Annotated in this window: 12 protein-coding genes; 8 read left to right on the plus strand and 4 right to left on the minus strand. The window is 62.0% G+C overall.

The window, feature by feature from the left end; genetic code table 11:
• Together ACILRA_RS12660 and ACILRA_RS12665 are read right to left on the minus strand one after the other, a co-directional pair.
• On the minus strand, positions 1–458 hold a 458-nt coding region (locus ACILRA_RS12660; protein WP_395662455.1), incomplete at its 3' end, for an aldehyde dehydrogenase family protein.
• A complete protein-coding gene (locus tag ACILRA_RS12665) occupies positions 458–1,615 on the minus strand; it encodes a pyridoxal phosphate-dependent aminotransferase (RefSeq protein ID WP_395662456.1) in 1,158 nt (385 codons plus the stop codon). The genes ACILRA_RS12665 and ACILRA_RS12660, both read right to left, overlap by 1 nt.
• 183 nt (positions 1,616–1,798) lie before the next feature.
• Between ACILRA_RS12665 and ACILRA_RS12670 the strand changes: the two genes are divergently transcribed.
• From ACILRA_RS12670 to ACILRA_RS12705, 8 genes are all read left to right on the plus strand, one after another.
• The gene (locus ACILRA_RS12670; protein WP_395662457.1) at positions 1,799–2,896 is read left to right on the plus strand and encodes a PotD/PotF family extracellular solute-binding protein; all 1,098 of its coding nucleotides are present in this window, start codon (positions 1,799–1,801) and stop codon (positions 2,894–2,896) included.
• An 86-nt stretch (positions 2,897–2,982) separates the two neighbouring features.
• Positions 2,983–4,335 (plus strand): cyclase family protein, encoded by a 1,353-nt coding sequence (locus ACILRA_RS12675; RefSeq protein WP_395662458.1) that lies wholly within the window; start codon positions 2,983–2,985, stop codon positions 4,333–4,335.
• Entirely contained in the window at positions 4,332–5,183 is an 852-nt protein-coding gene (locus tag ACILRA_RS12680; RefSeq protein WP_395662459.1) for an ABC transporter permease, read from the plus strand. The genes ACILRA_RS12675 and ACILRA_RS12680 overlap by 4 nt, the downstream gene beginning before the upstream one ends.
• A 3-nt stretch (positions 5,184–5,186) precedes the next feature.
• Positions 5,187–5,975, plus strand: a complete 789-nt coding sequence (locus tag ACILRA_RS12685; RefSeq protein WP_395662460.1) for an ABC transporter permease — start codon at positions 5,187–5,189, stop codon at positions 5,973–5,975.
• A gap of 3 nt (positions 5,976–5,978) precedes the next feature.
• Positions 5,979–7,040 (plus strand): ABC transporter ATP-binding protein, encoded by a 1,062-nt coding sequence (locus ACILRA_RS12690; protein ID WP_395662461.1) that lies wholly within the window; start codon positions 5,979–5,981, stop codon positions 7,038–7,040.
• The gene (locus ACILRA_RS12695; protein ID WP_395662462.1) at positions 7,037–8,311 is read left to right on the plus strand and encodes an aspartate aminotransferase family protein; all 1,275 of its coding nucleotides are present in this window, start codon (positions 7,037–7,039) and stop codon (positions 8,309–8,311) included. Before ACILRA_RS12690 ends, ACILRA_RS12695 begins: the two co-directional genes overlap by 4 nt.
• 23 nt (positions 8,312–8,334) lie before the next feature.
• Positions 8,335–9,045, plus strand: a complete 711-nt coding sequence (locus ACILRA_RS12700) for a GntR family transcriptional regulator (RefSeq protein ID WP_395662463.1) — start codon at positions 8,335–8,337, stop codon at positions 9,043–9,045.
• Between the two features lie 61 nt (positions 9,046–9,106).
• Positions 9,107–9,985 (plus strand): EamA family transporter, encoded by an 879-nt coding sequence (locus ACILRA_RS12705; protein ID WP_395662464.1) that lies wholly within the window; start codon positions 9,107–9,109, stop codon positions 9,983–9,985.
• Between the two features lie 206 nt (positions 9,986–10,191).
• Here ACILRA_RS12705 and ACILRA_RS12710 read toward each other — a convergent pair whose 3' ends face one another.
• Together ACILRA_RS12710 and ACILRA_RS12715 are read right to left on the minus strand one after the other, a co-directional pair.
• Positions 10,192–10,566 (minus strand): hypothetical protein, encoded by a 375-nt coding sequence (locus tag ACILRA_RS12710; protein ID WP_395662465.1) that lies wholly within the window; start codon positions 10,564–10,566, stop codon positions 10,192–10,194.
• A partial coding sequence (locus ACILRA_RS12715; protein WP_395662466.1) for a zinc ribbon domain-containing protein occupies positions 10,563–11,131 on the minus strand: 569 nt, incomplete at its 5' end. The genes ACILRA_RS12715 and ACILRA_RS12710, both read right to left, overlap by 4 nt.

Raw genomic sequence — 11,131 nt, forward strand, 5'->3', positions numbered from 1 at the left:
GACAGCGAGGATGGTTTGACGATTGCGGGACAGCCACAGGCCATTGCCGGCGCGATCTTGCGGGTTATTCCGGCCAGAGGATCGTTGAACGGGGTGATGAGCAGGGCAGGGCCTGCAGGCACGGCCTTGATGATGCGCTCCCCTCGGCGCTCCGATAGCGACTCGATCGTGTCCGCGGCTTCCGCCGCGAAGGTGATGAAACTGATGGCGTAGTCGACCTCGTCTGCCGCTTCGGGGGGAGTCTTGCCAACTTCCGCGACGATCAGCGAAGTGAATGCATCCTTCTCTGTGGCGATCACCGCGGCGAGGTTTTCCAGTTTCTGGCGCCGCTCCTTCGCGTTTGCCAGTATTGCGAGGCCGCGGGGCAATGATGCGAGGCGGGCCGCGATCTCCGCCTCCGGCGTCGGCGACCAGGCGCCGACCGGCAGGCCCGAATTGGGCGAAATCACCTCGGGCATCAGCGCTGCCCCAGAAGGCCGGCGCGCTCGAGTCGGCGGCGGATTTCCACCATCTCTTCCTCGGGGCGGCCGAAGCAGAAGCGGAAATGGTCACCATAGCGCGCGCCGAAGGCATCGCCACGCAGCGCGAACAGGCCTTCATCGCGCATGCGGGCGAGGGTCTGCTCGGCATGCGGCAGCCTCGGAAAGATGTAGAAGGTGCCCTGGTTCGGCGAACACCGCCAGCCGTTCCTCTCGACGATCTCGAGCGCGATCGACCGCGAGGCGCGGTAGTGGCTCGACGCCGGAATGGTTTCCGAATGGTGCAGGGTCGCAAGTGCGGCGGCCTGGCTGAGGCTGGGAGCGGAACTCATCAGCGTCTGGTGCGCCGCGACGACCTGCTTGTAGATCCGCTTATGCGCCATGCAGACGCCGACGCGCAGCCCTTGCAAGTGATAGTTCTTCGAGAAGGAATTGAAGAGCAGCAGATGTTCCGATGGCCTCGTCACGGCGCTCTGCCATGCGGTGGCATCGAACATCACGTTGGAGAAGCTTTCATCCACCATGAGGAACGCCCCTTGGGCCTCCGCCTGGTCCAGCAGGATGGCGAGCTCCTCACCTGTGTGCACCCGTCCGCTCGGGTTGCAGGGGTTCGACAGAATCATAGCCACTGCGCCGGTGGCAGCAAAGGCTTCGGCCACGGCGGCAGCCCTGATGGTGAAGTTGTCCGCGGCATCGAGCTGCAGCATGACCGGACGATGGCCTGCCATTCGCACGATGTCTTCATAGCTGGGCCACGCCGGTCCGACGATCAGGACCGTTGATTGCTCCGGCAGAAGGGCGCGCATCGCCGCGAATTCCGCAATTTTCGCGCCGGCGCTGATGAGAAGTTCATGATCAGGCAGGACCCACCGGCCGAAGAACTCCTCCCGGGCTGCCTTGCGCAGCGGAGCGAGGCCTTCAGCAGGCGTGAGCTTGTTGCTAAACGGAAATTCAAGCGCGTTGGCCTCCGTGATCTCGGGAAACGTGGGCGTGCTGAGTGAGAGGACGGATTGCCCCTCGCTGCGCGCCCTGTCGATTTCCTCCGCGAGCGACAGGGTAGGCGACAGGCGTACCGTCACGCCATGTCCGGTGGAGGGCGCGTGAGTGGCTGTCTTGGGCAGGTCTGAATTGTTCATATCAATTATATGTCTTCGTTTTGCGGCCGGCTGCGCCAAGCGACGCTGTGCTCGTGCATAATAACCGGGCAATGTATTTTATGTCAATTGTTGACAATAGACATGAACCACTGTTTTACTTCAATAAGAGCGGCAAGCAGCGCCGCTCACACAAGGGAGGAAGAAATGTCGGGAATCATTCGATTGGACTCAAGGCGCCTTCGGAGGCGCAGTGTTCTCAAGGCGGCCGCCGCCGCAGGAACCGCGCTTGCCGCGCCGTGGCTCTGGGTGCCACGCGCCCATGCCGCGGGAGAAGTCAACGTGCTGGCCTTCGGAGGTTATGAAGAGCCGGGCATGCTCGAACCCTTCGAGAAGGAAACGGGCATCAAGGTCAATCTCAAGATTCATGACGGCTCTGACGAGGAGATGGTTGCGCTCGTCAAGACCTCGGCACCGGGGACATTCGACATCATGACGCCGACCTCTGCCTACATCCCGCAGGCAGCACAGGACGGCATCCTGATGGAGCTGAATGACGCCGATTACCCACTTCAGGACTATTTCCCGGTGATCGCAAACTGGGGTCCGACGATCGTCGATGGCAAGCGCTACGCCATCGTCAACCGTTTCGGATATTATGGCATTACCTACAATCACAAGAAGTTTAGCGAAGCCGACGCTTCCAGCTGGGCTCTCCTGTTCGATGAAAAGGTGAAGGGTCGGGTGGCCTTGTTCGACTGGTATCTGCCGAACATGGGCTGCATCTCGAAGTACAACGGCAATGCCAACCCCTACGATCTCGACGCCGCCGCATTCGGAAAGCTTGCCGATACGATGAAGACCCTGAGGCCGCAGGTGGGAATGGTCGGCAATACCAGCCAGGTCCAGCAGGCAATGGCCGGCGGCAGCTATGATCTCGCCATCGCGGGGGAGTGGGTACAGGCGGGCATGTATGACTCTGGCCTTCCCTTCAAGGCGGTCGTGCCGAAGGAAGGCGGCGTCACCTGGGATCAGGCGCCCTGCATCGCGAAGAATACGACGAGGCCCGAGAACGCCGTAAAGTTCATGCAGTATATCTCCGGACCCGTGTTCCAGTCCAAGCTGGCGGTCGCCAAGACCTATTACAGCATGGTGCCGAACAAGCAGGCCGCCGAAGCGCTTCCCGCGGACAAGCGGGAACTGCTGAACCTCGCCGACCTCGACAAGTTCGACAAGGTTTTCATGGCCAATCTCAGTCCGCGCAAGAAGCCCGACAATGACAAGGAATGGCTGGCGGCTTGGGAGAACTTTAAGAACAGTTAACCACGGAATCTACCCGAGAACGCTCCGGCGCCTGCCTCCAGCGCCGGAGCTAATCTATCGTTTGGCCATCACTTCAAGGGTGTTTCATGGCGATCATCGACTGTTCCGCTCTCATCGAGCCGCATTTCCATTGGCAGAGCCATCCCTTCGTCAGCCAGGATCCGGCGCGCGGCGATGAATTCCAGGAGTTCGGGCTGAAGTGGCGCGGGCCGGGCTTCTCCTTCGTGTCCGCGCCCGGCTGGATGATGCGGGGTGCCGCCCGGCTCGACGACTATCCGCTCGATTGCTTCGCGGCGGTGGCGCGGATCGTGGACGTGTCGGGGCTCGCGCAGGTCAGTGCCGAGCACGTGAGAGGTCTGCTTGCGCAGTTCTCGGCAAAGCCGCAGCGCCGGATCCTCGTCCTGCGCACGGGGCATTCGGCGCGCGTGCGAAACAGCCACATCGCCTATTGGCGGTCTGCGCCGCAGATCGATCCTGCAGTCGCAGCCGCCATCGCCGCCGCAGGCTTCCGCCATGTCGTCACCGACATCCCCTGTGATGAACTCACGCCGCGGCGGCCACTGGCCGACGGGTATGTTCCCAATCCCAATATGCACTTCCGCAGCGCCCTGCACGCCCATGGCCTGCTGCTGACGGAGAATGCAGAGAACCTTCCCGCTCTCGAGCAGGAAGAGGTATTCTTTGCCTCGCTGCCGCTTGCTATTCCGCGCGCGACCCTGTCGCCCGTGCGCCCTGTCGCATGGACGCAATGGCCGGCAGACGAGCCGGAGTTACTCGATGTCTCGACGCCACTCTTCAACCACTGGCGCTGGTACATCGACGTGGACGAGGGGCATTCCTTCGCAGACGGGGAGGATAGCGAGGACATCCACTTCACCATCCGCGGCCATGGCTTCACACATTGCGACGCCCCCCGCCACATGCGCAGGGACGGCTTGACCATTCAGCAGTTGCCCAACCAGGGACTAGACGTGTTCAACGGGGAGGCGAAGATCATCGACCTCTCCGACCTTCCTTTGCCGACCCGCTTCACCCCGGAACTCATCTCCGCACGCGCTGGCGTGATCCGCGAGGGCGACATGGTGGTGCTGCGTTCCGACCTCACCAACCGGATGGGCTACGAAAGTCGCCAGTGGCATCTCGCCGCCCCAAACCTCGAACCCACCGCCGCCGAGTGGCTGCTCGACCAGAAGCCCAAAGCGCTGGTCCTCGATTTCCCGCAGGACTATGTGGCCCGGGAAATGCCGTCGCGCCACGTCTACGTTCATGAGTTCGTGACGCATCATGCCGTGTTCAACCGCAATGTACCGTTTGTGGAGGACTTGCGCGACATCGGAATGATTGGCTCTGACCGGACGTGGCTCATGTCGATCCCCCTGAAGACGACCTGCATCGACGGCGCCATGATGCGGGCCCTGTTCGTGACATGGAAACGATGAAGATTGCTTCCGGCTCGCCCGTCTCAAACCCCTGGGTCGGTGTTCTGCCGGCCATCCTGCTGACGGCTGGCTTCTTTGCCGTGCCGATCGTGTATACGATCGGCCTGAGCTTCAGCAGTGATGCGCATCAGGGGTTCACGCTTGACAACTACCGGACCTTCTTCGCCGAGGACCGCCTGTTCGACGCGCTATTGCGTACGCTTGTCCTCGGCCTGTCAGTGGTGGCGATATCGAGCCTGATTGCCTTTCCCATCGCCTACTACCTAGCCTTCGTCGTCACGCCCGCCTGGCGCGCCGTCTGCCTCTTCTTGCTCGTTGCGCCGTTCTGGACGAGCTTCACGATCCGCGCCTTCTCTTGGCAACTCGTATTGTCGGATACGGGCGTCATCGCCTGGCTCGCTGGCATGCTCACCGGACTGAGCATCTCTCTCGGCTTTCTCTATACGATGGCGGCCTCGATCTTCGGTCTTTCGCTTTTTGGCGTGATGCTGATAACCCTGATGATCTATTCGGTGATGATCACCATCGACCGGCGCCTGATCGAGGCCAATACCGTTCTTGGTGGAAGCGGGTGGAGTGCGTTCCGCGAGGTGATCCTGCCGCTGAGCTTGCCCGGCTGGATGATCGGCGCCGTGCTGACGTTCATCATCGCGGTGGGCGACTATGCCGTTCCCGCACTGCTCGGCGGTGGATTCAAGCCCGTTCTGGCCCAGGTGATGCTGTCGGTCCTTAAGGGCACTTATGACCTGCCGACGGCAGCGACATTCGCATCCATTCTGGTTGTGCTCATTCTCGCTGCGTGCACCCCGCTTCTACTGGTTGTGCGCAGCGTCCGACTGCAGGGATAGGCTATGACAGCCACAGCCCTGCCCAGACGCCTTCTCGGACTGCTCTTTGCGACGGTCGTGGCAATCATCTACCTGCCCATCGTCGTGATGGCGATCTTCTCCTTCTCTGCGAGCCGCTTCCAGACGCTCCCGTTCAGGGACGGTACGGTCGAGTGGTATGTGCGCGTCTTCACCGACGGCCAGTACAGTGAAGGATTCCTCAACAGCATTTTTCTTGCCTCAGCGGTGTCGGTCACAGCCACCGCAATTGGTTTTGCCTGTGCCTATTCGCTGGTCAATGCGCGCATTCCCGGTAAGACACTGATCACGCTTTTCGTGCTGGCTCCGCTTGCGGTGCCCTTGCTGCTGGTCGGCATTTCGCTCAGGCTCTATTTTGCCAAGCTTGGCATTGAGCCCTCCCTGTGGCTGGTGTGGATCGGGCAGGTTCTCTATGTGTTGCCTCTCGCGGTCCTTAACCTGCGCAACCGCATCGCCCAGATCCCGAAGAGCCATGAGGAGGCAGCCTGGGCGCTGGGCGCCTCGCCGTTGCGCGCAATAGCCGATGTGGTGCTGCCGGCCTGCCGCTTCGCCCTTCTCGCCACTCTCATACTGACCTTCACCTTCGCCTTCGACGAGTTCGTCATTGCCTATTTCCTCACGAATTTCTCGATCACCCTTCCGATCAAGATATGGACGACGCTGGTGACCGGCTTCGATCCGACGATCAATGCGCTGGGTACGATGGTGTTTCTGTTTTCCATGACGCTCGGCATCGCCGCGCAGGCGCTGTTCATGCGCAAGGACGTGAGGTAGATCATGCGTGCGAAATCCGTGGAGCTTCGCGGTGTCGGAAAGCAGTTTGGCGAGGTGCAGGCAGTCAGGCCTCTCGATCTTTCCGTTGCGCCCGGCGAGTTCCTGACGCTGCTTGGGCCATCGGGTTGCGGCAAGACCACATTGTTGCGCATGATCGCAGGGTTGGAGCGCGTGTCAGAAGGCCGGATCAGCGTCGGCGAGACTGATGTGACCGCGCTTCCGCCGAACCGCAGGGACATCTCCATCATGTTCCAAGACTATGCATTGTTTCCGCACAAGAGCGTGAGCGACAACATCAGCTACGGCCTCAAGATGCGCGGCATGTCGCGGCCCGAGCGTGACCGGGCCTCGGCCGATTGGCTGTCGCGCATCGGGCTTGCGGAATATGGTGCGCGCTTTCCGGGGCAACTCTCGGGCGGGCAGCGGCAGCGCGTGGCGCTGGCCCGCGCGCTGATCCTCGAGCCAGGCGTACTCCTGCTTGACGAGCCGCTCGGCGCGCTGGACGCCAATCTACGCCGCCAGCTGCAGGGCGAACTAAAGCGTATGCACAAGGATGTGGGGCTGACCTTCATCGCCGTCACACATGACCAGGAAGAGGCGCTGACCATGAGTGACCGGATCGCCGTGATGCGCGACGGCTGCATCGAGCAGACGGGCACACCGCGCGAGATCTACGATCGCCCCGCGACGGAATTCGTCGCGCGCTTTATCGGCCGCTGCAATGTGGTGGAGGGCAGGGCTGGGAATTTCGATGGGCGAACCCTTGAAGTTGAGACGGCATCGCTCGGGCGGATCAGGGCCCATGCGGCGGAGGCGCGGGCGCAGGGCTCCCGTGTCAGCGTTGCAGTGCGGCCGGAAGCGATCATGCCCGCTGCCGAAGGTGCTGAACTCACCGTCGAGGATGCCGTGTTTGCCGGTGGCTCCGTGCGGCTTGATCTGCGAGCGGCGAATGGTTCACGGATCGAAGCGGAGAGCCCGCGCGGGGTGCCCGTTCCGGGGGGCGGCGAGAAGCTGCGCGTACATGTGCCCGAGCTTGCGGCTACTGTACTCGCGCAAACCTCATGAGGCTCGATCCGCCATCGGCACTCTCCATCACGGGGGCCTGTGAGAGCACGGCGGGTAACACTTTCCGCCTTGTCCCGGATCCGCCTGTGTTCGTGCGGGGCGATGGGGCCTGGCTCCTCGATGCGGATGGCCGACGCTATCTTGACCTAGTCTGCGGGTCGGCCACCACCAATCTCGGCCACGCGCATCCGGCCCATCTTGCAGCGCTCCGGGAGGTGCTAGCCTCGGGCATTCTTCACACCGGAACGCGGCTTCCCTCGGTGTTCCGTGCCGAACTCTACCAGCGCCTGTGCAGCGTGCTGCCCGCCCAACTCCACTACTTTCACCTCGCCAATTCGGGAGCGGAGGCGATGGAGGCGGCAATCAAAGCTGCGCAATTTGCGACCGGCCGTAGGCGGCTGATTGCCTTCGAGGGCGGCTATCACGGCCGGACCATCGGTGCGCTCTCCATCACCCATGCCGAACGCATCCGGGCGCCGTTCTCAACACTGGATAACCTCGTGGACTTTCTCCCCTATCCGGATGCGGCAGGTTCGGCGGATGCCGGGCTTGTAATGCTCGATGACCGGCTGTCAGCCCTCCGGCGGGAGAACGGCCTGCCGGCCGCCATAGTCATCGAGGCGGTCCAGGCAGTTTCGGGCGTCATCGGCCCCAATGTGGACTTCCTTAGGGGAGTCAGGGATGTCGCCTCGCGGCATGACGTGCCTCTGGTGCTTGACGAAATCTGGAACGGCTTCGGCCGTACCGGCCGTTGGTTCGGTTTCCAGCACTCCGGGATCGAACCGGACATGGTTGTCATGGGGAAAGGTCTCTCCTCCGGGCTTCCCTTGTCGGCGGTTGCGGCAGGGGAGCGATTCCTGAAAGGCTGGCCTCCCGGCATGCATACCAGCACCTTTCAGGGTAATCCGGCAGCCTGCGCCATGGCCGTCGCCACAATCGACGTCATCAGCCGGGACAATCTGCTGTCTCATGTGAGCAGCGTGGTCGCGCCAGCCATGGAAACTGCGCTTGCGGCGCTTCTGGGCCTACCCGGCATCGCTGCGGTTCGCGTCGCCGGAGCCCAGGCTGCAATCCAGTTCTATCGCGACGGCTTCCCCGATGGCAACAGGAGTGCCAACTTGCAGCGTCGGTTGCTGCGCGAGGATCTTCTCGTCTACGGGGGCGGGCGGCAATCCGATTGCCTCATGCTGCTACCGCCGATAAACCTTGAATCAGACGTTCTGAACCCTGCGTTGACAAGGATCGTTGAGGCAGTCAGGTCGGAACCGTGAGAGGAATGGAATAGAGGAAACCCATGGTGGTTCGAATCCAGTCGCCGGGCGAAGAGGGGAGGAAGGCCAATGCCTCGGGCCCTCCGACCGTGTTGCCCACAACCTTGTCGAATCATCTTCTGCAATTGCTGCGGTGGCGCATCATCACGGGGGAGTTCGCTCCAGGCCAAGCGCTGCGCGAGCAGGACATCGAGAAGGAGATCGGCTCCAGCCGCGGTCCCATCCGGGAGAGCCTCCGCATGCTGCTGCAAAACGGCTTGGTCGAGTATCAGGAACGGCGGGGTTTCAGAGTGCGGACCTACTCCGTCGCAGATGTGCTGAATCTTTACGACCTCCGGGCAAGCCTCGAGGGACTGGTGATGGCATCACTCGCAGGACGTCCGCTCGAACCGCTGATTGCCGAACTCGAGGCTAGCAACCGGGCCATGGAGAGTCACTTCCGGGCAGGCGATATCGAATCCTATTTTGCTGAGAACCAAGTCTTCCACGATCGGATCATTGCGTATACGCAGAACCGGCCGGTTAGCGAGGTCATGGTATATGTCAACGAGATTTCCTTGCCCGTGCGCTACCGCCTCATGAAGGCGACACTCATGACCCGTCGTTCGATCGAGTATCATGAGCGCATCATCTCTCACCTGAAGAGCAATCAGATCGATAAGGCAAGGCGTGAGACGGAAGAACATATTCTCGTGAACAAGGAAAAGGCCGCAGCCCTTTACGGGGAAAGATGAAAGTGCACCCTCGTCAGGGACCCCTGATGCGTTCCGGTCTTGCAGTGGAGCGCTGAGGCACATGTTGGATGCTGTCTTCTGGGGCGTGGTCGCGGCGCTTTCCCTGGGGACGGCGGACTATCTGGCGCGGACCACCAGCAATGCGGTCGGGCCCTTCGCGGCCTTCACCTATGTCGTCATGCTTGGTACGTTACTCATGGCCGCCTTCATGCTCGTCACGGGTAGCGAACTGCGAATCACCAAGTTTGGCTTGGTGATGTCCTGCCTTCACGGACTTTGCGTGACCGCCATGTCTGTGATGCTCTATGCCGCCCTGGTTCGGGGACCCGTCAGTCTGGCCGTGCCGGTCGTGGCGGCTCATCCCGTGTTGATCATTCTCTATGAAGTGGCATTCGGGGTCTCCAGCCTATCGACCGAGCAGATACTGGCTTCCGGTCTCGTGATCGCTGGTGTCGTTGGGACAAGTGTATTCAGTTTTCATCATGATGCAGGCGGTGGAAGGGCCGATAGGACCACGCACCCGCGAAAGCATGCCACGCTCGTACTGTCGCTGGGAGCGTGCGTCGCCTACGCTCTGCTGGTCATCACGGGCCAGGCCGCTGCCTCCGAAATGGGGCAGACCAGCGTGGCACTTGTTGGAAGGGCCGCAAGTGCGGCCATCCTGCTTGCCGCACTTGCCGGTGGCATGTTCAGGCTACCGCCACCAAGCGGGGTCATCCGGCCGCTGGCGGCCCAGGGCATCCTCGATACCGCGGGCTACATAGGCTTGCTTGCCGGGGGATCGACGCTCTTTCCCGGCATGACGGCCGTCGTTGGATCGATGTTCGGTTTCATCACGATCCTTCTGGCAAGGATCTTTGTCCGCGAGCACGTCGGGATCTTGCAGTGGTCTTCGATAGCTCTCTCCTTCGCAGGGATCGCGTGGCTCGTGCAGAGCTGATGACAAGAACGTGTCGGCGAGGGGTCTGTTTGCCGCGAGTCATCAGCGCGGATGTCTTGTGGCCTCAATGAGGATCAGAACATGCCAAAGAAGAAGCACGCGCCTGAAGGGAACGTCGCCACGCCAGTCTCTACCTAGCGGGAGAGGGCGCGCTCCCGCTTAAACGAGCCTGAACGTCAATCCTGCAACTGCACCAATCTTTCAATTCACATGAAAATCTGGCGCCGCCACTCCAGCGGAAACGGCTCCATCGACTTGGCCATCGTCAGCCCCTCTGGCTGCCGCCCTGCCAGGATCGCCTCCACGATCTCTGGTGTCAGCAACGTCAGGCGGACAACCCGGCTGACGTAGGAAGGGTTGATGTTCTCGGCATCGGCGATCTCCTCGATCGTGGCGAAATCGCCGGTTTCCAGCAGCTTGCGCCAGCGGAAGCCTCGGGCCAGCGCCTTCAGCAGTGCGTTGTCCACCCGCGCCCGCGACTGCGGCGTCACTGTCGTGCCGTCCGGCGTGAGGATCAGCTTCCGTCCACCGCGCTTGCGGATGGCGAAGGGGACCGTGACGGTGACGGTCTGCTCAGTCATGCCGCTGCCTTCCGGCTCTTGCCAACCACCATGCCGACCTCCGCCACCATCTGCGCCAGTCCCTTGTCGCGGAACCGCAGCTTCAATCCCCCGGTACCGATGTCTACGCGCTCGATCAGCAATTGTACAATGCGCGCCTGCTCTGCGGGGAAGAGTTCGGCCCACAAAGGGTCGAGAGCCATCAATGCTTCGCGCGCATCGCCTTCCACCAAGTCTTTACAGTCCGACTGCGCGGCTCGCCACGTGGCCATGACGACCTCCGGCGCGCGCAGCATGCCGCGGATCTCGCCAATGACGGCAGCCTCAATCTCCGCCGCCGGCACGCGCGCCACCGGGCATTTGCCAGCGCCGTGCTTCAGGACCGACTGACTGACATAGTAGCGGTAGAGCCGGTCGCCCTTGCGCGTATGCGTCGGCGAGAAGGCTGCGCCATCTGGTCCGTGGAGCAGGCCCTTCAGCAGGGCAGGCGTCTCGGCGCGCGTATTGCTGGCGCGAAGGCGTGGGCTTTCCTTCAGGATGGACTGGACATGATCCCATGTCCGCTGGTCGATCAGGCGCTCGTGCT

Origin of the sequence: Aestuariivirga sp., from assembly GCF_044239095.1 — a bacterium.
In the GTDB taxonomy this organism is placed as follows: domain Bacteria; phylum Pseudomonadota; class Alphaproteobacteria; order Rhizobiales; family Aestuariivirgaceae; genus Aestuariivirga.

What these genes read in the sequence shown, in the direction of transcription:
- ACILRA_RS12665 (WP_395662456.1), bottom strand. Translation starts at nt 1,615, where the DNA reads ATGAACAATTCAGACCTGCCCAAGACAGCCACTCACGCGCCCTCCACC.
- ACILRA_RS12675 (WP_395662458.1), top strand. Translation starts at nt 2,983, where the DNA reads ATGGCGATCATCGACTGTTCCGCTCTCATCGAGCCGCATTTCCATTGG.
- ACILRA_RS12680 (WP_395662459.1), top strand. Translation starts at nt 4,332, where the DNA reads ATGAAGATTGCTTCCGGCTCGCCCGTCTCAAACCCCTGGGTCGGTGTT.
- ACILRA_RS12685 (WP_395662460.1), top strand. Translation starts at nt 5,187, where the DNA reads ATGACAGCCACAGCCCTGCCCAGACGCCTTCTCGGACTGCTCTTTGCG.
- ACILRA_RS12690 (WP_395662461.1), top strand. Translation starts at nt 5,979, where the DNA reads ATGCGTGCGAAATCCGTGGAGCTTCGCGGTGTCGGAAAGCAGTTTGGC.
- ACILRA_RS12695 (WP_395662462.1), top strand. Translation starts at nt 7,037, where the DNA reads ATGAGGCTCGATCCGCCATCGGCACTCTCCATCACGGGGGCCTGTGAG.
- ACILRA_RS12700 (WP_395662463.1), top strand. Translation starts at nt 8,335, where the DNA reads ATGGTGGTTCGAATCCAGTCGCCGGGCGAAGAGGGGAGGAAGGCCAAT.
- ACILRA_RS12705 (WP_395662464.1), top strand. Translation starts at nt 9,107, where the DNA reads ATGTTGGATGCTGTCTTCTGGGGCGTGGTCGCGGCGCTTTCCCTGGGG.
- ACILRA_RS12710 (WP_395662465.1), bottom strand. Translation starts at nt 10,566, where the DNA reads ATGACTGAGCAGACCGTCACCGTCACGGTCCCCTTCGCCATCCGCAAG.